Genomic DNA, 23455 nt, shown 5'->3' on the forward strand with positions numbered 1-23455 from the left:
TGTTTCGACGATTTCGATTTAAAACCGCGAAACTGATCCAGCTTCTCGACAGAGTCCATCGGCCCGACCCCGACGATGCCCATGCCGTAGCCGCCGCTATCTGATATCCGCTCGCATGCGTGGCAAACGCCGCGAGCGGCTCAGACAGATCAACCCAGCCCACCCATCATCATGTACTTCGTCTCGAGGTACTCGTCGAGCCCGTACTTCGACCCTTCGCGCCCGAGCCCCGACTCCTTCACGCCGCCGAACGGCGCGACTTCCGTCGAGATGATGCCTTCGTTGATGCCGACCATACCGCTTTCCAGCGCACCCGCGACGCGCCACACGCGACCGATATCGCGCGCGTAGAAGTACGCGGAAAGGCCGAACTCGGTGTCGTTCGCCGCCTGAATGGCTTCCTGCTCGGTATCGAAGCGGAACACCGCGGCCACCGGCCCGAAGGTTTCCTCGTGAGCGAGCATCATGCCGCCGTGCGCGCCGGTGATGATGGTCGGCTCATAGAACGTGCCGCCAAGCGCGTGCCTCTGGCCGCCGCACACGATCGCGCCACCCTTCTCCCTGGCATCGCTCACGTGCGCTTCGACCTTGCGCAGCGCGGCGTTGTTGATGAGCGGCCCTTGCGTCGCGCCCGGCTCCATGCCGTTCGCCACGCGCAGCGCGCGCACCGCCGCCGCAAGCTTCCCGACGAACGCATCATGCACGCCCGACTGCACGTAAAAGCGGTTCACGCACACGCAGGTCTGCCCCGTGTTGCGGAACTTCGAGGCCATCGCGCCTTCCACGGCTGCGTCGAGATCGGCGTCGTCGAACACGATGAACGGCGCATTGCCGCCCAGCTCGAGCGAGACCTTCTTGACGCTGTCCGCGGCGGCGCGCATGAGCAGCTTGCCCACGCGCGTCGATCCCGTGAACGAGATCTTGCGCACGGCCTTCGATGCCATCAGCGTGTCGCCGATCGCCGGCGCGTCGCCCGAGACCACGTTGAACACGCCGCGCGGAATGCCCGCCTCCGCGGCCAGCACAGCGAGCGCGAATGCCGAAAGCGGCGTTTCCTCGGAAGGCTTGAGCACCATCGTGCAGCCCGCCGCCAGCGCCGGTCCCGCCTTGCGCGTGACCATCGCGAGCGGGAAATTCCACGGCGTGATCGCGCCGACCACGCCCACCGGCTCCTTCGTCACGACGATGCGCGAACCCTTCTTCGGCGCGGGGATCACGTCGCCGTAAGCGCGCCGTGCCTCTTCCGCAAACCAGGTGAGAAAGCTCGCCGCATAGGCCACCTCGCCCAGCGACTCGGCATACGGCTTGCCCTGCTCCGCGGTCATGATGCGCGCGAGGTCCTCGCGATGCGCGAGCATCAGCTCGCCCCAGCGGCGCACCTTGACGCCGCGCTCGGCCGCCGTGGCGTCGCGCCATGCGGGGAACGCCTGCGTCGCCGCAGCCACGGCCTGCAGCGTCTCGCGCGCGCCGGCGCGCGAGACTTCCGCCAGCGCCGCGCCACTGGCGGGATCGAACACCGTGTAGGTCGCGTCGTTCGCGACCCATTCGCCGTCGATGAAGCTCGACGTGCGCCAGAGGCGCGTTTCGGCAAGAGCGTCGATCATGCTGCGATCTCCAGACGGCGCGCCGCGCGCGACACGCGCGGAATGCGCGTCGTCACGTAGTCGTTGATCAAGTCGCACGGCGTGTAGTTGCGGTCGAGCTCGTAAAGCTCGTCGGCGTCGAGCTGCGTGTCGAGCGCCGCAAGCGCGCTTTCGAACTGCGCGACGGTGTCGGCGCCCACCAGCATCGACGCCACGCCCGGGCGGCTCAGCACCCACGCCTGCGCGATCTGCGCGCACGAGACGCCGCGCGCATCCGCGACTTCAGCCACCGAGCGCGCGATGTTGTGCGAGGCTTCGTCGTCGTACATCTGCACGGTGAAGAAGTCGGTCTGGTTGCGCACCGACTTCGCGTCACCGGAGAGCAGGCCGCGTGCGAGCGGGCTGAACACCGAGACGCCAACGCCCTGATCCCGGCAGAATGGAATCATCTCGCGCTCTTCCTCGCGGTACGCGCAGTTGAGCTGGAGCTGCATGTTGATCGGGCGCGCGAAGTTATAGCGCTCGCACGCCTGCAGGATCTTCGCGAACTGCCACGTGAACATGGTCGAGACGCCGATATAGCGCGCCTTGCCCGCGCGCACGATGTCGTTGAGCGCGTCCATGGTTTCCTCGACGGGCGTGTTCACGTCGAAGTAGTGGAGCATGTAGACATCGACGTAATCGGTCTGCAGGCGGCGCAGCGAGCCGTCGATGCCGTCCATGATGTGCTTGCGCGAATGGCCCTGGTTATTGACGCCATTGCCGACCGGATAGCCCACCTTGGTCGTGAGCACGAGCTCGTCGCGCCTCGCGAGGCGGCGCACAATGCGGCCGACCACTTCCTCGCCCACGCCAGTCGAGTAGAAGTCCGCGAGGTCGATGAAGTTCACGCCCGCTTCGAGTGCGCGGCGCACGATCGGCTCGCTCTGTTCTTCGTTGTAGATCCACGGCTTCCAGTCGGGCGTGCCCATGTTCATCGTGCCGAGGCACAGGCGTGACACTTTCAGGCCCGAGCGGCCGAGTTGTACGTATTGCATCGTAGTCACCTGATAACGGTAGTCACGGCTCAGGCCGCCTGGGCCTTGGGCGTGTAGAACGGATTGCTGATCTGATCCTTGACCTTCGCGACGTCGTCGAGCCTGGGCAGCCCGTTCATCGCGGCGTGGATCGCGGTCTTGCAGGCCACGTAGTTGTTCTCGTAGACGGCGTCGAGGTCGTCGCACGACCAGTTCACCCAGTTCGCGGTGACGATGCACCACTCGTTCGCGGCCTCGGGCGGCAGCGTGCCGTCGATCATCGCCTCGGTCACTGCCTTCGCGATGGCCGCCTGCGAGGCGCCCCAGGTGGCGTTGCCGTGCAGGTCGCCGCCGATATCCGCCTTGTTCACGTAGAGCGTGGCGGGCTTGACCGGCACGTTGGGCTGCGCCACGACCATGAAAGGCACGTGGCCCTGCGAAGGCGAAGAAAGGCTGTTCGTGAACGCCTGCCCCACCGGGCCGCTGCGCGGGCCGATCATGATGTTGATGTGGGCAGCGTTTACGCCTGGTCCCGCAAAACCTTCACCGATATAGACTTCCAAGGCTTTCATATCTGACTCCGTCTCCTGTAGTGCCGGTCTCGTTGTGCGGCGCAGCGCAGCATGTTTTGTCAATGCGGCCTGCGCGTCGAGACGAATTGCAGCACATGCAAGAGGCGTCCAAAAGCTATGAAATCTCATGGGGGCATGACGCGGAATCATTGCCATGAGATCAGGTAATGCTTCGATGACTATTCGTTGCTTCGCAACCCAAAGTTCTGCCGCTAGACTCTGTTCGCATCGATTCGAAAAGCGCGGCCCACGCCCTGGCGCAAGGGACCACGCAGACCATCCTGAACGGAGGAGACGACATGAAACGTATCACGCGTTCCGGCGTGCGCCTGGGTACACACTTCGCCGCCGCGCTCGCGCTGACGTGCGCCGCCACGAGCAGCTTCGCCGCGCCTGGCTGGTGCGGGTCGGGCAAAACCGTGAAGCTCGCGCAGATCACCTGGGAAAGCGGCGCGCTGATGACCGAAATGGTCCGCACGGTGCTCGAGAAGGGCTACGGTTGCAAGACCGAGGTCATTCCCGGCGCCACGGCCGCCACCGAGACCGCGCTCGCGAGCAACGACCTGCAGGTGTGGGCCGAGCACTGGACGGGCCGCAGCCCGATCGTCGCGCGCGCGCTCAAGGACGGCAACGTGAAGCTCGTGGGTGAACTGATCCCCGGCGGCGACAAGGAGGGCTGGTACGTACCCGATTACGTCATCAACGGCGACGCGAAGCGCGGCATCAAGCCCATCGCGCCGCAGCTGCGCTCCATCTCGCAACTGCCGCAATACAAGGACCTCTTCGCCGACGACGAGGAGCCCGGCAAGGGCCGCTTCTACAACTGCCCCGCCGGCTGGGACTGCGAGCGCTTCAACAACCAGTTGCTGAAAGCCTACAAGCTCGGCGACGACTACACGAACTTCCGCCCCGGCACCGGCGGCGCGCTCGACGCGGCCATCGCGTCGGCCTACGAGCGCGGCAAGCCTATCCTCTTCTACTACTGGCAGCCCGCCGGCCTGATGGCGAAGTACCACTTCGTGCAACTGCAGGGCGCGCCGTACTCGGACGCCTGCTGGAACACCGTCGCCGACCCGAAGGACACCCCGTGCGCCTCGGCGTTCAAGGTCTCGCATCTGAAGATCGCGGTGTCGACGCCGTTCTACGACACCGAACCCGGCGCCATGGCTTTCTTCGAGAAAGTGAGCCTGCCGCTCTCGCTGGACGAGCAGATGGTCCAGCAGATGCACGACAAAAAGCTCGACGCCTCCAGGGTCGCGCACAGCTTCTTCGAGCAGCACCCCGAAATCTGGAAGCAATGGGTCACGCCGGACGTCGCCGCGCGCGTGCAGGCAAGCCTCGGCACCTGAACGGCATGCCCGCATCGCAAGCATGCGGCAACTCATGCGGCGATTCATGCAGCAAGGCAACACGCATTACCTGTCACTCGCAGAATGAGGCTCACCATGGCATCTCCCTTTCTTCACCTGTCGATCGCAGACGGGATCAACAATCAGGTCACCGCGTTCGTGCAGCAGTACGGCGACGCGTTCCACAACTTCAGCGTCCTGATGCTGCGCGATTTGCTGGTACCGCTCGAGGGTCTGCTGCGCGCGACGCCGCCGCTGGTCATACTCGCCGCCGTAGGCCTCCTGTCCTGGCACGCATCGCGCCGCATCGGCGTGGCTGTGCTGTTCATCGGCCTGCTCTGGCTGATCGGTTGCTTCGGGCTGTGGGACAAGCTCATGCAGACCTTCGCGCTGATGGTGGTCGCCACGCTCATCTCGGTGGTGCTCGGCGTGCCCATCGGCATCCTCGCGGCGTCGAGCAGCACGCTGCGCCGCGTGCTCCTGCCTGTGCTCGACGTAATGCAGACGCTGCCGAGCTTCGTCTACCTGATTCCAGTGCTGATGCTGTTCGGCCTCGGGAAGGTGCCCGCGATTCTCGCGACCGTCGTGTACGCGCTGCCGCCGCTCATCCGCCTGACCGATCTCGGCATCCGTCACGTGGACGCCGAGATCGTCGAGGCCGCGCGCGCGTTCGGCACCACGCGCATGCAATTGCTGTTCGGCGTGCAACTGCCGCTCGCGCGTCCGAGCATCATGGCCGGTATCAACCAGACCACGATGATGGCACTCTCGATGGTCGTGATCGCCTCGATGATCGGCTCGCGCGGCCTCGGTGAAGACGTGCTTGCCGGCATTCAGACGCTCGACGTCGGCAAGGGCATGCAGGCGGGCATCGCCATCGTGATCCTCGCCATCGTGATCGATCGCATCAGCCAGGGCTACGGCCAGGGACGCCGCACGCGCGGTCTTGCACGCAGGCAGAAGCAGCCCTCGCGGATTCCGTTTCGCCGCGGCCGCGATCAGGAAAACGATGACGCTGACGCGGCCACGCCGGGCGACCTGAGCAGCCATCCGGCCAAGTAAGGGACACGCCCGACACGAAGAACGCAAAGCGGATACATTAGCGCCGGCACTGACCGGGACAACACCAGGAAAAACCGGCGCAACCCGAAACGCAATGAGGTAACGAACATGAGCGGCATCGAAGTCAAACACGTGTACAAGATTTTCGGCGCGCGCGACGCGGGCCAGCGCGCGCTGGCGCTGCTGCGCGGCGGCGCGAGCAAGGCCGAGGTCCTCGAAAAGACGCGCTGCAACGTCGGCCTGAACGACGTGAGCCTGTCGATCGGCTCGGGCCAGATCTTCGTCATCATGGGGCTCTCGGGCTCGGGCAAATCCACGCTCGTGCGCCACTTCAACAGGCTGATCGAGCCGACGGTAGGCGAGATACTGATCGACGGCAACGACGTGCTCAAGCTCTCCGGCGGCGGCCTGCGCAATCTGCGGCGCTACGGCGTGAGCATGGTGTTCCAGAGCTTCGGCCTCTTGCCGCACCAGACGGTGCTCAACAATACTGCCTACGCGCTCGTCACGCGCGGCGAGAAAAAGGCCGCCGCGCATGCGAGCGCGCGCGAATGGCTCGAGAAGGTGGGCCTCGCGGGCTACGCCGACCATTACCCCGACGAGCTCTCGGGCGGCATGCGCCAGCGCGTGGGTCTCGCGCGGGCGCTGGCCGCGAATACCGACGTGATCCTGATGGACGAAGCGTTCTCGGCGCTCGATCCGCTCATCCGCGCGGAAATGCAGGATCAACTGCTCGAACTCCAGCAGTCGCTCAAGAAGACGATCGTGTTCATCACGCACGACCTCGACGAGGCGCTGCGCATCGGCAACCAGATCGCGATTCTGCGCGACGGCCGCCTGATCCAGTGCGGCACGCCCGACGACATCCTGCACCGCCCCGCCGACGACTACGTGCGCCGCTTCGTGGAACGCCGCAGCGGCGCGACGCACTAAGCGCCGCGCATGCGGGCGCTCGTCGGCCTGCTGGGCGGCTACACGATACTCATCTGCGGCAACAGCCTGCTCACCACGCTGATTTCGCTGCGGATGCTGCAGGCCGGGCACACCGCCCTCGAAGTCGGCCTCGTGCAGTCGTGCTACTACGTCGGCTTCATCGCGGGCGCGCTCGGCCTCGGTCCGCTCGTCGCGCGCATCGGGTCGCAGCGCGCGTTTATCGGCTTCGGCGCGCTCACCGCGCTCGCGGCGCTCGGCTATCTTTCCTTTGACGCACCCGACATCTGGGCCGCGCTGCGGCTCGTGACGGGTTTCTGCATGGTCGGCGTGTTCACCTCGATCGAGAGCGGCGTCAACAGCGCCGTGCCGAACGGGCAGCGCGGGCGCGCATTCGCGTTCTATCTCGTGCTCACCTACCTCGGCGTGAGCATCGGCCAGTTCCTGCTCGGCGTGACCGCGCCCGGCAGCAACGTCGCGCATGCGCTCGTGAACGGCCTCTTTGTCGCCGCGCTGATTCCCGTGGCGCTGATCGGCGACTGGCAGCACACCGCGCCGCTGCCCCTGGCCGCCACGGTGAGCGCCTCGCCCCTCGCCACGCCCAAACGCCCCACGCTGCTGCTCGACGGCCTGCGCGAGCTGCACCGCGTCGCGCCGCGCAGCGTGCCCGCCTGCATCGGCGCGGGGCTGCTTTCCAGCGCGTTCTATGCGCTCACGCCGGTCTACCTCGCGCGCATCGGCTTTCCGGCCGGCGACATTTCGCGCGCCATGGGCATCGTGCTGATCGGCGCGCTGCTCTCGCAGTGGCCCGTGGGACGCCTCTCCGATCATCTTGGGCGGCACGCCACGCTCGGCGTGGTCTCGCTCGTCGCCGCAGTCGCGGCGGCGGCGTTGACCATCGTGCGCGCGCCGCTTTTAGTCGACGCCCTGCTGTTCCTCTACGTCGCGCTCACCTTCACGCTCTACGGCGTGATCGTCTCCGACGTGAACGACCATGTCGATCAGGCGCGCCGCGTGCAAACAAGCGCCACGCTGCTGCTCGTCTTCTCGCTCGGAGGCGCGGCCGGGCCGACGCTCGCGTCGCTCTTCATGCGCCTGATCGGCCCGGGCGGCCTCTACGTCTTCGCGCTGGCCGTGACGCTCGGGCTCGCGGCGCTCTCTCGCGCGCGCCGCTGAATGGCGACGACCCGCCGCGGCGCCTCGCGGGCCGGTATACTCCGTCGTTTTGGAGCCGCGCCATTTCACGATGGCGCGGCCCGCGAGGAGACGACCTTGAAGCGAAAAATGCCGGCGCTGAACGCCCTGAAGGCGTTCGAGGCGGCAGGCACGAGCGGCAGCTTTACCCGCGCCGCCGGGCAGCTGAACGTGACGCAGAGCGCCGTGAGCCGCCAGGTGCGCCAGCTCGAGGAGCAGCTAGGCGAGACGCTGCTCGAGCGCCATCATCACCGGCTCGAACTCACCGAGGCCGGGCGCACGCTCCTGCGCACGCTGCAGCAGTCGTTCGACCGCATCGAGCTGACCGTGCGCACGATCCAGCAGAAGAGCGACCTGAACCGCCTGCGCGTGAACGTGCCGCCCACCTTCGCGGCGCGCTGGCTCGTGCCGCGCCTGACGAAGCTGCACGCGCGCCACCCTTCGCTCGAACTGAGCCTCACGACGCAACTGCACGACAGCCTCGCCGACTCCACCGCGCTCGACTGCGCGATCCGTTTCGGCGACGGTGAATGGGAAGGACTGGAAAGCTCGCTCCTGATGCACGAATCGCACATCGCGGTCTGCGCGCCCGCGCTGCTCGCGAACGGTCCGCTCGACCTCACGCAGCAGACGCTGCTACACGTGCTGGCCGCCGGGAACCAGCGCTATCTCACGTGGCGGCACTGGCTGGACGCCGCCCGCATGGAAGACGTGGATACCTCGGGCGGCTATGAATTCGACCTGCTCGATCATGCGATCCGCGCCGCCATCGAAGGGCTCGGCGTGACCATGGCGGACCGCAACATGATCGGGCGCGAACTGGCCGAGGGGTTGCTCGCGCCGGTGCGCGACGTCCACGTGGACGGACGCCAGTCATACTGGTTCGTGGTGCGGCCCGAACAGAAAACATCCAGACCGCTCCAGCTTTTCAGGCAGTGGCTTCAGGAAGAGATCGCGGCGACGCGCTGAACGTTGGCGGCCTGGCTTTGAGCCGCGGCGTCTTCGATGATCATCTGCGCACCCTTCTCCGCGACCATCATCGTCGCCGCATTGGTATTGCCGGACGTGATGTTCGGGAAAATCGACGCGTCCACCACGCGCAGGCCCTCGATGCCATGCACGCGCAGGCGCGCATCCACCACCGCCGTGCGCGGGTCGGGGCCCATCGCGCAGGAGCCGCACAGGTGATAGATCGAGCCGCTCTGCTCGCGGAAGAACCTGAGCATGCTCGCGTCGTCGGTCACCTCGCCCGCGGGCGTCACCTCTTCCACGGTGATGTCCCGCAGCGCGCGCGCCGTCATCAGCTTGCGCACGAGACGGCTGCCCGCGACCGCTTCGTCGCGGTCCTTTTGCGTCGAAAGATAGTTGCCATGGATCTTCGGCGCGTCTTCCACGTTCGCCGACGCGATCTCGATCGAGCCGCGACTCGTGGGCCGGCACGGATTGAAGCAGACGAGAAATCCCGAGTACGGCTCCGGCGTGAGCCGCGCGCGGTTCGAATCAGGAATCCGGTACGAAAGCGGATTGAAGTACACCTGCATGTCCGGGTGCGCGTGGTCCGGGTTCGTGCGGAAGAAACCGCCCGACTGGTTCACGCTCATCGAGAACGGTCCCTTACGCTTCAGCAGATACTGCAGGCCAAATTTGAGCCTGCCGGTCCAGCTTCTAAACGCGTCGTTGAGCGTCTTCACGCGCGCGCGGTAGTAGAAGCTCACGCACAGATGGTCCTGCAGGTTCTGCCCCACCGCCGGCAGCTCGTGCACCACGTCGATGCCGTGCTTCTCGAGCAGCGCGCGCGGACCCACGCCCGAGAGCTGGAGCACCTTCGGCGAATCGACCGCGCCAGCCGCGACGATCACTTCACGGTTCGCATGGAACGTGCGCTTCACGCCGTGCTGCACGATCTCCACGCCGGTCGCACGCGGTTGACCCGCGCCGGCACCGGCGTCGAACAGCACGCGCGTCGCGTGGGCATGATGCTCGATCTTGAGATTCGGACGATGCCCCGCGCGATGCAGATACGCGAAGCTGCTCGAATCGCGCTTACCGTCGCGCGTATTGACATCGTAAATGCCCACGCCTTCGAGGCGCGCGCCGTTGAAGTCGTCGTTGAGCGCATAGCCGAGCTGCGTACAGCCTTCGACGAAGGTCCGGCAAACCGGATGCGCACCGTCCTTCATCGGCGTGATGCGCACCGGGCCGTTCGCGCCGTGCCAGGTCGTGTCGCCCAGCGGATGCGATTCGAGCTTGCGGAAATACGGCAACACATCTTCGTACGACCAGCCCGGATTGCCGGCCGCGGCCCAGTCGTCGTAATCGCGCCGGGCGCCGCGCACGTAGATCATCGCGTTGATCGAACCCGAGCCGCCCTGCACCTTGCCGCGCGGCGCGTAGATCCGACGCCCGCCCAGTTCCGGCTCCGGCTCGCTGTAGTACATCCAGTTGTGCTGCTTGTTGTAGTACAGCTTGGCGAAGCCGATGGGTATTTTGAACCAGAACGAGTCGTCGGGACCGCCTGCTTCGAGCAGCAGCACCGAATGGCGGCCCGAGGCCGAGAGCCGTGCGGCGAGAATACAGCCCGCCGAACCCGCGCCAACGATGATGTAATCGTAGTTCATGTACTAGCTCCCGGGATTAGCCGCGTGCGGGCGAGGTATCGCGAACGTCGGCGGGAACGCTCGCCATCTGCAGATGCAGACGCTTGCCGGTATAGGGCGAGTGCGCGCGCACGACGTCCATGTCGAGCTCGATGCCGAGACCCGGCGCTTTCGACGGAATGATGTAGCCGTCTTCCCACTGGATCGGTTGCTTGAGGACTTCCGCATGGAAGCCGTCCCACGTGCCGATGCTTTCCTGAATCAGGAAGTTCGGCGTGCAGGCCGCAAGCTGGATGCTCGCCGCCGCGCCAACGGGCCCGTTGTAGAGATGCGGCGCGATCTGCGCGTAGTGCACTTCGGCGAGGGTCGCAATTTTCTTCGCCTCGAGCAGGCCACCCACGCGCGCGACGTTCAACTGCAGGATCGACGCCCCGCCCGCCTGAAGCAGCTTGTGGAATTCGTACTTGGTGGTCAAACGCTCGCCGGTCGCGACTGGAATCGACGTGTGCCTCGCCACACTGGCGATGGCCTCTTCCTGCCCCGGGGGCACGGGCTCCTCGAACCAGAGCGGATCGTACTTCTCGAGGCGCTTCGCGAGGCGGATCGCCGAGGATGGCACCATCTGGCCGTGCGTGCCGAACAGCAGGTCAGCCTTGTTGCCCACGGCTTCGCGTACCTTGCGGCAGAACGTTTCGCAACGATCGAGCACTTCGAGCGAGAGCTGATGTCCCGAGTAGGCCGTATACGGGCCCGCCGGATCGAACTTGACCGCGGTGAAACCGCGCTTCACGTTCTCCGCCGCGCATTCGGCGGCGAGATCGGGGTCGTCGTAATCGTACTCGCCCTTCGCGTTCTTCGGATAAAGATAGGTATACGAACGAAGACGCTCGTTCACCATGCCGCCGAGCAGCTCATAGACCGGCTTGCCCGCTGCCTTGCCGACGATGTCCCAGCAGGCCATTTCCAGGCCGCTCACGATGCCCATCATCGTAAGGTCGGGGCGCTGCGTGAAGCCGCTCGAATACGTCTCGCGGAACAGCCGCTCGACATGGTGTGGATCGTGATCGAGCAGATAGCGCGTGAAGACGTCTTCGATCGCGGGCACCATCACGTCCGGATGGAACGTGGCGGCGTAGATTTCACCCACGCCTTCGATGCCGCTATCGGTCTGCAGCGTGACGAAGATCCAGTACATACCGCCGAGGTGCGGGGGAGGCACCGCGACGACGTGCGTTTGCATTGCGACGACTTTCATGGTTCGGGCAGATTCAGGCAGTGTGGGAAACGGGAGAGGCATGAGACATGTGCTTGAGCACGAGCGCGGCGATGCCGCCGAGCATGCCGATGCCCGCTATGTATGCGAAATAGAACTGATAGCCGGGCATACCGGCGTAGTGCTCCGTGAAATAGCCATTCACGAGCGGCAGGAAAATATCCGACGAGTAACCGATCAGCGAGACCAGGCCGATCGCGAGGCCCGTGATGCGCGTCGGGACCGCGCAATAGTCGAGCAGCGTCCAGTAGAGGCCGCGGATCGCGTAGGTCATGAGGCCGATGAACAGCACGACCGCGCCGAGCAGCGCGACATTGCGCAGCGCGGGCAGCACGATCAGGCCGACGAGACCCGCGACAGCGAGGAACATCGCGACGATCAGCACGCGCAGGTTCGAGAAGCGGTCGCCGAGAAAGCCGCCGCCGATGCCGCCTATCGGCCGCATCCAGAGCTTTGCCGTGGTCACCATACCCGCGGCCACTACGCTCATATGCATCTCGCCCTGCTGGAGATACGCGGAGAAACTGTAAGTCGCCCAGAAGATCTGATAGCCGCAGAACACGATGGCTGCCATGAGCCAGAGCTGCGGGATGGACGCGAGCGTCCTGAGGTCGCGCCACAGGGAACTGTGCGCGCCTGCTTCGGCCGCATCGGCCGACTTGCTGGCGACATTGTCCTGAGCCGGCGCTGGATCCCTGAAAAAACTCATTACCGCGCCGAGCGCGATACAGGTGAAGGAATACAGATAGATCACGTGACGCAGGCCCACAGCCTCGCCACGGCCCGAGCCGGTGGCGGCCGCGAAGAGCGCGAGCGCCGCGGTCGCGAGCAGCGCCTCGACCAGCCCTCGCCCGCCGTCGAGCAGCCCAAAGAAGCGGCCTTGCTCGTTCGGCGCCGCAATCATGCGCACGCGCTTGAGCACCGAAGCCCAGAACGTGAGGCCCGTGGTGAGGCCCCAGCAGCAGAAGATCACGAGCAGCGCATGGAACGACGGCGCGGTCGAATACCCGAGGCCCAGCGCACCGGTGCCGATCAGCGAGAAGCAGATCAGGAGGCGCGGGGCGACGCGGTCGGCGAGCCAGCCACTCGGCAGGTACGAGAGAAAAAATACGATGCCGAGCACCGAATAGAGGTAGCCCAGCTGCGCGTTGTCGATGTGCAGGACATCGAGCATCGTGGTCTGATAGACCTGGCGCAGATAGAGCAGAGGATAGATTCCGCCAGCGGCCAGCACGAGCAGCAGCAACTGGACGTAGCGCTGCGCCGTGCCTGAAGCGGCGGACGTGAGCGATGGATCATCGACGCGCGGCGAGCCGGCCGGCGCATTGGGCTTCGCGATGGACTTCTGCAAGACTGTCTCCATACCGCCAGCTCGCCTGCATGGTCGACCGGCGTTCGGACTCCCAGGTAGCGGCTGGCGTTTCTTCAAATGAGCGCCCGTTGCAGTGAACGCCCTTCAACACAATCAATCAGGAAAGCAAAGAATCAGAACGGCATGACGACGAGGCGGGTCTGCGTGAATTCGAGCATGCCGTGCTTGCCGTCGTCGCCGCCGAGGCCCGAGCGCTTCCAGCCGGCATGGTAGCCCTGGTACGGGTCGGCCGGCGTACGGTTCACGTAGAGCTCGCCCGACTCGATCTCGTTCGCGACGCGCATGGCCGGGCGATAGTGCTCCGTATAGAGCACCGAGGAAAGACCGAACTGGTGATCGTTGGCCATTCGCAGCGCGTCGTCGAGCGTGTCGTACGGGAGCACCGGCAGCACCGGGCCGAAGACCTCTTCCTGCACGATCTCCATGTCCTGACGGCAGTGGCTCAGCAGCGTGGGCGGGTAGAAGTGGCCCGCGCCTTCCGGCACGTAGCCACCGGTTTCGATCACGGCGCCATCGGCCACGGCGCGCTCGACCATCGCATGGATCGAGGCACGCGCCTGCGCGCTGACGAGCGGCCCCATGTGCGAGGCCTCAACCGAACGGTCGCCGAAGGTCACGGCGCTCATCTTCTCGCGCAGCAACGCGATGAAGCGCGCATGCACGGACGCCTGCACGTAGACGCGCTCGATGGCCGTGCAGAGCTGCCCGCAATGCGTTGTCCTGGAGCGCACGATGCCCGTGGCGGCGGCTTCGAGATCGGCATCGGCCTCGACGATCGCCGGGGTCTTGCCGCCCAGCTCGAGCGAAGGCCTGGCGATGTTTTCCTTGCAGTAGTCGAGCACCTTGCGGCCCGCCGCGACGCTGCCCGTGAGCGTGATCATGCCGACGGCCGGATGCGTGCATAGCACGGCGGCGGTGTCGTGGTCCATGGCCAGCACGTTGAAGATGCCCGGCGGCAGGTTCGCGTCCTGGGCCGCGCGCGCCACTTCGAACGCCGAGCACGGCGTGTTGTTGCTCGGGCGCGCGACCACGGTGTTGCCCGTGATGAGCGCCGGCGCGATCTTGCGCAGCAGCGTGTAGATCGGGAAATTGAACGGAATCAGGCACGCGGCCACGCCAATGGGCTCGCGCATCAGGACCAGGTTTTCGTTGGTGCTGTCGCTCTGAATCACCTCGCCCTCGATACGGCGCGCCCATTGCGCGTGGTAGCGCAGGATTTCGGCGGCGTAGTGGGCTTCGGAAGTGGCATCCGCGATGCTCTTGCCGGACTCGGCGGCCAGCGCCGCACCGATGACCGGCGAGCGTGCGTCGATGGCGTCGGCGAAACGGGTCAGGATCGCACCGCGCCCGGCGGCGGGCAGACGGCGCCAGGCGCGCTGCGCCTCTTTCGCGGCCTCGACCGCGCGGACGACGTCGGCGGCGCTCGCGGCGCTCACATGGCCGATCAGCTCGGCGTTCGCCGGGTTGTAGACGGCGATGCGCTGCGCGTCCGCTTCAAGAAACTGCCCGTTAATGAAGTTGTAATCTGATCGCATGATGGGATGCCGATTTGTCGCCACGTCGAGGGATGGGGGCAGTATCCCGTGCGCGGCAAGGCGTCACAAACGATTAATTGTCGAGGCGAGCATGCAGAAAACGCATGGTGGGGAAGTGTCTCGCGGAGAGTGTGGGCGCTCTGGATTTGTTCATTCTTTCCGGCCTGCATCCTTCCAGAGCGTGTCAGGCACTTATCGGCGTTGGAAAGCATGCCGACGCTGGAGGCGCTGGATGCCGTGATCGAAGATTGACTGAGCCACATGGGTGCCCTCGCTGCACGACAACGCCATAGCCATGAGCGGCCCGTTGCGTAATGACCGAGAGCGACCACCCGTGTGTCATATGACTATCGTCTCTGTAACAATCTGTAATCGTCGAATCTCGCCTGGAACACGTCATCCTGTTGACATTCGTCGGTGACCTAATATCGCTTTGTCGGCCAAGCCCCACTGGCCGATGAGAGGTTCGCTCGACAGGTCCAGTTCGACATATCCAGAAATTACATTCCGGCACATCTCCACGGCGTGCAGCGGCGCCGGGCCATGCCTGTCATGCCTGACCTGTCGCTGGTCCGGCATGCCCATTGCGCAATGAGGAATCCTATGAAAATGAAAACCCGCAATATCGTGACTGGGCTCAGGCTCGGCGTCATCATGTCGGCCGTGCTGCTCGCAGCGCAGTCTCACGCTGACAACCTCAACGCTGTCGACACCGCACGCGTGCCGAGCGGTCAGTCGATCACGCCGCTGGTCATGCGCGGCGCGGTTCAGCAATATCTGAATCCGGGCCTGCCGGCCCATCCGAATTTCGTGGCCGGCGAAGCCGTGCGTTCGCAGTTGAGCCCGGACGGCAAGACGCTCGCGATCATCACCGCGGGCCAGAACTCGCTGTACAACGCGGACGGTTCGGTCGACACGGCCAACTCGACGCAGTACATCTTCCTGTACGACGTGTCGGGCGCGAACAAGACCCGGCCGCAGCTCAGGCAGGTGATCCACCAGACGAACGCGTTCGTGGGCCTCGTGTTCTCGCACGACGGCAATACGCTGTATGCGACGGGCGGCAAGGATGACATCGTCCAGGTTTACGCCCAGCACGGCGGCGCATGGGTGCAGTCGGCCACGATCGCGCTCGGCCATGGCGGCAAGGGTGTGGGGATCGGCGTGCAGCCGAACGCGGGGGGTCTCGCGCTGTCGGCCGACGGCAAGACGCTCGTGGTGGCCAATAACTACAACGATTCGATCAGCGTGATCGATACCGCCTCCAGTTCGGTGCGTTACGAGCACGATCTGCGCCCGTTCTTCTCCGGCAACGAGGGCACGCCGGGCGGTGTCGGCGGCACCTATCCGTTCGCGGTGGTCGTGAAGGGCAACAACACGGCTTATGTCTCGTCGGACCGCGATCGCGAAATCGTCGCAATCGATATCTCGTCGCCGTCACACGGCCGCCTGGTCAAGCGCATCAAGCTCGACGGCAACGCGCTCGGCATGACGCTGGACGCATCGCAGTCGCTGCTGTACGTCGCACAGGACAATGCAGACCAGGTCGCGGTGATCAATACCAGCGCGAATGCCGTGGTGGCCAGAATCGATGCGCGCGCGCCGGCCGGCGTGCTCGACCATCGTCAGGAACATACTGGCGCGGGCACCTACTCGGTGACGCTGTCGCGCGACGGCGGCACACTGTACGCGACGAATGCCGGCGCCAACGAGATCGCGGTGATTCCGCTGCGCGGCCCGCGCGCATTCCATGTGACCGGCCTGATCCCAACTGCGTTCGAACCGCATGACGTGACGTTCAGCGCAGACGGTTCGTGGATGTATGTCGTGAACGGCAAGAGTGTGACCGGTCCGAACCCGGACCACCTGTCGGGCGGCACCGCGGCACAGGCGGCCGCCGCGCGTGCGTCGAACGAATACCAGTTCCAGCTCGAGCGCGCATCGCTGGTCAGTGCGCCCGTGCCAGCAGATAACGACCTGCCGCGGCTCACGCAGCAGGTCGCGCGCAACAACTTCTATCGCCCGGAATCCAATGACCAGGACAACGAGGTGATGGGCTTCCTGCACAATCACATCAAGCACGTGATCTACATCGTCAAGGAAAACCGTACGTACGACCAGATCCTTGGTGATCTCGGCAACGGCGGCAACGGCGATCCGCGACTGAGCCAGTTTGGCCGGACCATCACGCCGAACTTCCATCGTCTGGCGAGCCAGTTCGTGACGCTCGACAACTTCATGAACCCCGGCGACGGCAGCATGGACGGCTGGTCGTGGGCGCTGCAGGGCCGGGTCACCAATACCGAGACGCTCACGCAGCAGATGAACTATGCGGCGGTCAATCGCGGCCTGTCATATGACAGCGAGGGCTCGAACCGCAACGTGCCCGTCAACTGGGCGACGGTCCAGCAGCGCGACGCGGCAGCCGGTCCCAGCGGCACCACGAACTACAGCAACAACACGGCCAGCGTCACGGGTGGCACGGACAACGTGCTGACGGGCACGGGCAACCATGCGTCATCTGACGCACCGTTCGGCCACCAGCAGGGCTACATCTTCGACGCGGTACTCGCGGCCGGCGGCACGGTCCGCAATTACGGATTCCTCGTGAACAATATCGGCAGCATCGGCACCGCAGCCAGTCCCGTGACGGATCCCCGTGCAGCGGGCATCGTCCAGGTCGCACCGCTCGATCCGAAACTCGCGTCGCTGACTGACACCTACTTCCGCGGCTTCGACCAGAACTATCCGGATCAGTGGCGTTTCAACGAGTGGAAGCGCGAATTCGACCAGTATGTCGCGGGCGGCAATCTGCCGACTCTGTCACTGGTGCGCCTGTCCCATGATCACATGGGTTCGTTCGGCACTGCCTTTGCGGGCGTGAACACACCGGAGACGCAGCAGGCCGACAACGACCTCGCCGTCGGCCGCCTGGTTGAAGCGGTCGCGAAGAGCCCGTACGCGAACGACACGCTGATCGTCGTGACCGAAGACGATGTGCAGGATGGTCCCGACCATGTGGACTCGCATCGTGGCCCGGCGTATATCGTCGGCCCCTACGTGAAGCAGGGTGCGGTGATCCGGACGGGTTACAGCCAGGTCAATGCGCTGCGCACGATCGAAGACGTACTCGGCACGCAGCACATGAACCTCAACACCGCTTACCAGCGTCCGATGGCCGACGTGTTCGACGTGCACGGTTCGGCCTCGTGGAATTACACGGCCGTCGCCTCGACGGTACTGAAGACGACCCAGCTGGCCCAGATGACAGAGGAAGCCGGTACGAAGTTTGCGGCCGGCGCGGACGTCGCGCCGAAGCACGATGCGACGTACTGGGCCAGGGTGACGGCGAAGTTCAATTTCGACGACGCCGACGAAGTACCAGCGGATCAGTTCAACCGCGTGCTGTGGAAGGGCATGATGAGCGGCAAGCCTTACCCGCGGATCAAGGGTAACCCGCAGAAGATGGCCATGAAGGACGACGACTGATTGCGGGATTGATCGATCGTGAAGCCGGCAGGTGGGCATCCGGATGTCCACCTGCAACTCAACGCGCAGTTGCCCGGGTCTTCGGCTCGTGGTTCACAGGTTCGAAGGTGCTACCGCCACGATCCAGCCCCGGGCCGTCATATACCTCCAGGTTGAAAATCATCTAGCGGGCTTCCCCCTCCCCGCAGCAACCGCGCTGCTGTTGCATCGACGGGCACTTCACGGAACCGAACGAGCAGAATACGCAACAGTCGCCCGGCCTGGCTCGCAGCAGGACCTTGCAGTGGCTGCACTCGTAAAAGAACTGGCAGGCATCCGTGGGCATGGTTTCCTGTCGGGCAAAGCCACAGTGCGGACAGGTCAGCACGGATTCCAGAACGATCGCATCCATCGCGGCCTCACTTCTGTAGAGTCGAGAGATAGCCCGCATTCGTGGCCGCCCTGGTCAGCGCCTCGGGCTGCGCCTTGCCGGGGTCACAGGTGATCGTCGCCGTTTTCCTGTCGAAACCGACTTTCACGGCGCTCACGCCGGGTACTTTTTCAGGCGACTTCCGCACCGTGACCGGACAGCATTCGCATGTCATGTTCTTCACGTCAAGCGTGATAGTTTTCGGCGCGGCGGCCAGCGCCATGCGCGGTGCGACACAGCACACCGACGCACCGGGGGCGGCCAGTACGCCGGCGATCAGTGAGCCCTTTCCGGTGAGCGATGTCATGTCCATTTCATCCAGGCAGCTTGCCCGCGCGCCTCCATATACCGTAGTAGCGCGAACGTTCAGTATCTCGTCCACAGGCGCACCATCACCGACCGTCGCTGTCAGACTGACTCATCCCTGCGGCGTCATCCAGCCGAACAACCGGCGTCCATACAAGCCGCTGAGGGCGATGAGCAGCGTCGCCACGCCGAAGTTCCACATCAGGATCATGATCGTCGCATCGAGTGGATGGAACAGCGACAGAGCGGTCGCGGTCATCGCGGCAACGGCCAGGCTTCCCGTCATCACAACAGGCGCTGGAGCGAGGCGCGCCACGTACCGCAGCATGATGAGCATCACCAGCGACAGCGGGATACCGGTGATCGCGAGCGTCGCAAAGCAGCGCGCGGTTTCCCCCGGCGACATCCCGTCCGGCCCGATGCTCACCCAGTGTGTCAGACAGCCATAGCCAATGGTGGATATCCACACCACCACGGCGGGCGCAGGTAACCATAGCCACCGTCGCGACCGGCCCGGCACGCTCGCAATGAACGACGCCGTCGAGGCGAGCACGGCGGTGATCAGGGCGGCCGCCACGCCGACGACAAAGGCAGGCTGACGCAGCTTGAGCATCAGGTCGGGGCGAACGCCATGCACAATCGCGACGAGCGTCAGCATCAGCGCCGCAAACAGCAGCCAGCACAGGGCCCGCGTCACAGGCGGTCGCAGGCGCCTCACCGGCTTTGCGTCTGCGACCAGCGAATCGATCAGATCGGACGTTGATGTCATGACCGGCCACCCCGCTTTTCGATCAACCCGCGCAGACTCTTCAGTGCCCGATGCGTGGCCACTTTCAGTGCAGCCACAGACATGCCGCTCGCGGCAGCGGCTTCCTTTAGCGACATCTCTTCGAGTTTCAGCATGCGTATGGCGTCCCGTTGTCTGGCCGGCAGGTGCTCAATAGCGTCACGCAGCATACGGGCATCCACCGCCTCTTCCTGCAGATTCGTTTCAGCAGCCCGAAAGGTTTCATGTTCCGGATCGAACGGTGCTTCGTGTGCGCCGAGGCGCCCCTGACGTCGCAACCTGTCGACGATGCGCCGGTTGGCGATGGTGATCAGCCACGGGCCAAACGCAAGGGCCGGGTCGTACGTCTGACGCACCGTGTGGACGGTCAGCAGAATGTCCTGAACGGTATCTTCGACGTCGCTCCGGTTGCGAGTCTGGCGGGACGCGAGCGCCCGCAAATACGGCGTGATCGCTTCGAGCAGACGCCGGTACGCGTCCCGGTCGCCCGCTTGCGCGCGAGCCATCAGGATCGACCAGTCGAGCGTGCCATCGGGGCGCGTCTCCGATGTTTCAGGCGGGTGATCGGCCCCGGCCGCATTGTGAGCATCCGGTACGACGCTCAGCGTTGGGCCACGGCGGTGCGTTCTGGAGGACATGTATGAATTCTGCACGTCGGGCGGACGCTTTCGTAAAAAATAAATTTTGCGCGCAGCGTAACCTTTAACCGTCGTCCGACGAATCTTCCTGCAGGTTGCGATTCTGCGACCCCAACCTCAGGAGGATGCAAAATGAGTACGCAACTGGGTAAGCCGCTACTGGCCGCTTCGACCCTGTCCGCCGCGATCGGTCTCGCGCTTGCGATGCAGGCGTTGCCGGGACAGGCGCAGGAGATGAAGGACATGAGCAAGATGCCGCAGGTTGTTCAGGACAACATGATGCGAATGCAGAAGAACAAGCTGGAAAAATGTTACGGCGTCAATTCGGTCGCGAAGAACGACTGTGCCGAGGGCGCCCATTCGTGTGCAGGCCAGGCCACCCAGGCACGCGATCCGAAGTCGTTCGTGCTGCTGCCGGCGGGTGACTGCTCCAAGATCCAGGGTGGCAAGCTTAAGGCAAGCTGAACCGATACCCGCTGATGAGCGTTACCGTGCTTCACGTGCAGGAAGCGTCCAGCCCGATCCCGGTGAAGGCCGGCATCGGACTTCGCTTTCGCCATCACCAGCCTGTGCTCGACACGCGACCCGCGCTCGCCTGGTTCGAGGTGCATACCGAGAACTACATGGGCGGCGGTAGCGCACCTCAATACCTGGATACGATTCGCCGCGACTATCCGGTGTCGCTGCATGGCGTGGGGCTGTCCATCGGGAGTGCCGACGGGCTCGATGCCGTGCATCTGGCGCGGGTGCGCAGTGCGGTCGAACGGTTCGAACCCGGCCTCGTTTCAGAACATCTGGCATGGAGCGTCACCGGCGGCACGTATCTGGCCGACCTGTTGCCACTGCCGATGACCGAAGAAGCGTTGAGCGTCGTTTGCCTTCACGTGGATGAAGTGCAGACTTGCCTCAGGCGACGCATCCTGGTGGAGAACCCGTCGACCTGTCTGCGTTTCAGTCACTCGACGATTCCAGAGTGGGAATTCCTCGCTCAGGTCGCGCAACACACCGGTTGCGGCATCCTGTGCGACGTCAACAACATCTACGTCAGCGCCTGCAATCACGGCTGGAATGCGACGACCTACCTCGATGCCTTGCCTCCGGCCGCGGTCGGCGAAATTCACCTCGCCGGGCACAGCGTCCGGCAACTCGATCACGGGAAGACATTACGCATCGACGACCACGGTTCACGCGTCGCACCGGAAGTCTGGGCGCTCTATCGCGAGGCACTCGAGCGCTTCGGGCCGGTTCCGACATTGATCGAATGGGACACCGATGTGCCGCCGATCGAAACCCTGATCGAAGAGGCCGCCCTCGCCGGGACGGAACTGGAGAGGCAATGCCATGAACGCATCCGCGCCAACGCTGCTTGAACTGCAGCAGGCGATACAGCGCAGCCTGCTCGAACCCACTGACGGCGAAGCGTCTGCCTGGGTGATCGCGGACGGCCTGGACGCCGGCGCACGGCTCGGCATTTACCGGAACACCTGCGCCAGCGTGCTCGTCACGGCTCTTCGCCTGGCCTTCCCGGCCGTGCAGCGCCTCGTCGGTCCGGAGTTTTTCGAGGGGGCCGCGGGATTGTTCGTTGCGCAGGCTCCGCCGCGAAGTGCCTGGCTGGATGAGTACGGCGCGGAATTTCCGGACTTTCTGGGCCGGTTACCGCAGGCAGCCCCAGTCCCTTACCTCGCCGACGTGGCGCGCCTGGAATGGCATGTCAACCTTGTCCTGCATGCACCCGACGTCCAGCCGCTCGATATCGCGCGCCTGACAGCACTGAGCGAGGCAGGGTCCGCGCAATTGCGTTTCGAGCCTCACCCTGCGGTACGCCTGCTGCGATGTGAATTTCCGGCCGACAACATCTGGCGCGCGGTACTGGAGCGCGATGAACGGGCCATGACCGCGGTCGATCTCGCGGAAGGCCCTGTCTGGCTGCTCGTTCATCGAACGCAGAACCGTATCGACGTAATACGTCTGGGCGAGTGCGAATGGCGCCTTGCAGCGGACCTGTTTTCGGGAAAGCCGTTGTCCGCGGCACTGGAAGGGACACGATGCGACGATGCGCACAGCGTGCTCGCCACGCTTCTGGCCAGTGGATGCCTTGCGGAAGTCAACGTGGTTCCCGAGGCAGTTGCAGGCGAGATCCGGAGGACCCGCACATGACACGCCCTCATCAACCCGTCACCCTGTCGCCGCTCAATAGCGGTCGAATCATGCGTCTTGCCGGATGGCTCGAGCGTGTACCGTATGCGCTCCTCGCCATTCCGTTACGTATTGCGGTTGCCACGATCTTCTGGAACTCCGCGATGACCAAACTGGCGAACTGGGAGACCGCCCTTGACCTGTTCCGCGACGAATACAGATTGCCGCTCCTGCCGCCCGAGCTTGCAGCGTACATGGCCGTGTCGATCGAATTGACAACGCCGGTCCTGCTGATATCTGGCCTCGCAACCCGGCCTGCGGCGTTCGTACTTCTGGGCATGACAACCGTCATCGAGATATTCGTCTATCCGCAGGCCTGGCCCACCCATATCCAGTGGGCTGCCATGCTGCTGGTGCTGCTATGCCGTGGTGCCGGAAGCTGGTCTGTCGACCACTGGCTACGAAAGCGCTGGATCGGTTAATTCGCCAAAGGCAGGCTGACTTCACAAAAACCTGACGCCTTCTTGGCGAGTGCTCCACAGCCCCCTGCATAGCATCCATGTCCGTCGCCATCTCGACGACGGCCAGCAGACATCGTCGATGTCGCTATACACCAACCGATGCGCCTCGCCAGCGTCATGCGACGGGATGCGCGACTTACCGCCCGCAGCCGATCGCGCCGACGCAGATCGCCCAACGCTTCAAGGAGTGCGCGCGTGCAAGGCCCCAACGGCGCGCGCATCTCGCGCGGCAGTCCGGACACGATATCGATCCGTAGCGACATCGATGGGCTCGTGCGCGGACACACCGGACGAACGTCACGACTTCAGTTCATATGAATGCTCTTACTCCGGAATACGACAAACACCAGCACGCCTTTGTGCAGCAGGCGTCACGGGCCTCTCTTCCGTGTCTCAGGCCCTTGCCGCTTTCCGCATTGGACAGGTCCCGTTTCTGTTACAAAAATTTCATGCAAGGCCGGCTACTGACGACCTAAAGTCCATTGCAATCATCCTGGTAATGGACGTCGGCGCAGTAGCGTTGGTCACGTTTCGTTGGCGGTACAGGTGCCGATGGCCGGGGAACAGGCTGACCATCCGTGATGAAGTCGTGGCCGACGCGCTGACGGTAACCAGCGCTCGCGGCCTGTGGCAGTTGAAGCGGTAGTGAGTGTGGCGAGCAAAGAATGCCGGGAACAAGGCGCGCC

21 protein-coding genes are annotated in these 23455 nt (G+C 64.6%); 10 read left to right on the forward strand and 11 right to left on the reverse strand.

Translation table 11 applies throughout. The features are described from left to right. Positions 1–149: 149 nt before the first annotated feature. From BLV45_RS23370 to fae, 3 genes are read right to left on the reverse strand one after another with little or no spacing between them, the layout of a single operon-like run. Entirely contained in the window at positions 150–1604 is a 1455-nt protein-coding gene (locus BLV45_RS23370; RefSeq protein ID WP_090537051.1) for an NAD-dependent succinate-semialdehyde dehydrogenase, read from the reverse strand. After that, positions 1601–2620, reverse strand: a complete 1020-nt coding sequence (locus BLV45_RS23375; RefSeq protein ID WP_090537053.1) for an aldo/keto reductase — start codon at positions 2618–2620, stop codon at positions 1601–1603. Before BLV45_RS23375 ends, BLV45_RS23370 begins: the two co-directional genes overlap by 4 nt. Positions 2621–2649: 29 nt before the next feature. After that, positions 2650–3171, reverse strand: a complete 522-nt coding sequence (gene fae, locus BLV45_RS23380; RefSeq protein ID WP_090537055.1) for a formaldehyde-activating enzyme — start codon at positions 3169–3171, stop codon at positions 2650–2652. A gap of 299 nt (positions 3172–3470) precedes the next feature. On the opposite strand from fae, the gene BLV45_RS23385 reads away from it, so the two are divergent. From BLV45_RS23385 to BLV45_RS23405, 5 genes are all read left to right on the forward strand, one after another. Next, positions 3471–4520: an ABC transporter substrate-binding protein gene (locus BLV45_RS23385; protein WP_090537057.1), complete on the forward strand. Its 1050-nt coding sequence runs from the start codon at positions 3471–3473 to the stop codon at positions 4518–4520. Between the two features lie 96 nt (positions 4521–4616). Then, entirely contained in the window at positions 4617–5582 is a 966-nt protein-coding gene (locus BLV45_RS23390; RefSeq protein WP_090537059.1) for an ABC transporter permease, read from the forward strand. A gap of 108 nt (positions 5583–5690) precedes the next feature. After that, positions 5691–6515, forward strand: coding sequence for a quaternary amine ABC transporter ATP-binding protein (locus tag BLV45_RS23395; RefSeq protein WP_090537061.1), 825 nt, complete (start codon positions 5691–5693; stop codon positions 6513–6515). Between the two features lie 9 nt (positions 6516–6524). Then, positions 6525–7688: an MFS transporter gene (locus tag BLV45_RS23400; protein ID WP_090537063.1), complete on the forward strand. Its 1164-nt coding sequence runs from the start codon at positions 6525–6527 to the stop codon at positions 7686–7688. A 108-nt stretch (positions 7689–7796) separates the two neighbouring features. After that, the gene (locus tag BLV45_RS23405) at positions 7797–8675 is read left to right on the forward strand and encodes a LysR substrate-binding domain-containing protein (RefSeq protein WP_090537065.1); all 879 of its coding nucleotides are present in this window, start codon (positions 7797–7799) and stop codon (positions 8673–8675) included. On the opposite strand, the gene BLV45_RS23410 is transcribed toward BLV45_RS23405, so the two are convergent. The 4 genes from BLV45_RS23410 to aldA all read right to left on the reverse strand — a co-directional run bounded on the left by BLV45_RS23410 (position 8648) and on the right by aldA (position 14483). Next, positions 8648–10324 carry a GMC family oxidoreductase gene (locus tag BLV45_RS23410; protein ID WP_090537067.1) on the reverse strand — a complete coding sequence of 559 codons (1677 nt, stop codon included), beginning with the start codon at positions 10322–10324 and terminating at the stop codon, positions 8648–8650. The two genes, BLV45_RS23405 and BLV45_RS23410, sit on opposite strands and share 28 nt — an antisense overlap. A gap of 16 nt (positions 10325–10340) precedes the next feature. After that, complete coding sequence (locus BLV45_RS23415) at positions 10341–11558, reverse strand: mandelate racemase/muconate lactonizing enzyme family protein (protein WP_090537069.1); 1218 nt, start codon at positions 11556–11558, stop codon at positions 10341–10343. A 13-nt stretch (positions 11559–11571) separates the two neighbouring features. After that, positions 11572–12927, reverse strand: coding sequence for an MFS transporter (locus BLV45_RS23420; RefSeq protein ID WP_245753492.1), 1356 nt, complete (start codon positions 12925–12927; stop codon positions 11572–11574). A gap of 134 nt (positions 12928–13061) precedes the next feature. Further along, entirely contained in the window at positions 13062–14483 is a 1422-nt protein-coding gene (aldA, locus tag BLV45_RS23425; protein WP_090537073.1) for an aldehyde dehydrogenase, read from the reverse strand. Positions 14484–15092: 609 nt separating this feature from the next. On the opposite strand from aldA, the gene BLV45_RS23430 reads away from it, so the two are divergent. Continuing rightward, the gene (locus tag BLV45_RS23430) at positions 15093–17972 is read left to right on the forward strand and encodes a bifunctional YncE family protein/alkaline phosphatase family protein (protein WP_090537170.1); all 2880 of its coding nucleotides are present in this window, start codon (positions 15093–15095) and stop codon (positions 17970–17972) included. Positions 17973–18135: 163 nt separating this feature from the next. Here the strand turns inward: BLV45_RS23430 and BLV45_RS28000 are convergent, their stop codons facing one another. From BLV45_RS28000 to BLV45_RS23450, 4 genes are read right to left on the reverse strand one after another with little or no spacing between them, the layout of a single operon-like run. Further along, positions 18136–18363, reverse strand: a complete 228-nt coding sequence (locus BLV45_RS28000; protein ID WP_090537075.1) for a GDCCVxC domain-containing (seleno)protein — start codon at positions 18361–18363, stop codon at positions 18136–18138. Positions 18364–18370: 7 nt separating this feature from the next. Further along, complete coding sequence (locus BLV45_RS28335) at positions 18371–18763, reverse strand: cation transporter (RefSeq protein ID WP_456152343.1); 393 nt, start codon at positions 18761–18763, stop codon at positions 18371–18373. Positions 18764–18799: 36 nt separating this feature from the next. Further along, positions 18800–19456 (reverse strand): NrsF family protein, encoded by a 657-nt coding sequence (locus BLV45_RS23445; RefSeq protein ID WP_090537077.1) that lies wholly within the window; start codon positions 19454–19456, stop codon positions 18800–18802. After that, positions 19453–20112 (reverse strand): sigma-70 family RNA polymerase sigma factor, encoded by a 660-nt coding sequence (locus BLV45_RS23450; protein WP_090537079.1) that lies wholly within the window; start codon positions 20110–20112, stop codon positions 19453–19455. The genes BLV45_RS23445 and BLV45_RS23450 overlap by 4 nt, the downstream gene beginning before the upstream one ends. A gap of 132 nt (positions 20113–20244) precedes the next feature. Here BLV45_RS23450 and BLV45_RS23455 point away from each other — a divergent pair, with 132 nt between their 5' ends. From BLV45_RS23455 to BLV45_RS23470, 4 genes are read left to right on the forward strand one after another with little or no spacing between them, the layout of a single operon-like run. Further along, the gene (locus BLV45_RS23455) at positions 20245–20577 is read left to right on the forward strand and encodes a BufA1 family periplasmic bufferin-type metallophore (protein WP_090537081.1); all 333 of its coding nucleotides are present in this window, start codon (positions 20245–20247) and stop codon (positions 20575–20577) included. A gap of 14 nt (positions 20578–20591) precedes the next feature. Beyond that, positions 20592–21482 (forward strand): MNIO family bufferin maturase, encoded by an 891-nt coding sequence (gene bufB / locus BLV45_RS23460; RefSeq protein ID WP_090537083.1) that lies wholly within the window; start codon positions 20592–20594, stop codon positions 21480–21482. Continuing rightward, positions 21454–22269, forward strand: a complete 816-nt coding sequence (locus BLV45_RS23465; RefSeq protein ID WP_090537085.1) for an HvfC/BufC N-terminal domain-containing protein — start codon at positions 21454–21456, stop codon at positions 22267–22269. The genes bufB and BLV45_RS23465 overlap by 29 nt, the downstream gene beginning before the upstream one ends. 50 nt (positions 22270–22319) lie before the next feature. Further along, the gene (locus tag BLV45_RS23470) at positions 22320–22730 is read left to right on the forward strand and encodes a DoxX family protein (RefSeq protein ID WP_407671054.1); all 411 of its coding nucleotides are present in this window, start codon (positions 22320–22322) and stop codon (positions 22728–22730) included. The last annotated feature ends 725 nt before the right edge of the window (positions 22731–23455 follow it).

It is taken from the genome of Paraburkholderia sartisoli (assembly GCF_900107685.1).
GTDB lineage: Bacteria > Pseudomonadota > Gammaproteobacteria > Burkholderiales > Burkholderiaceae > Paraburkholderia > Paraburkholderia sartisoli.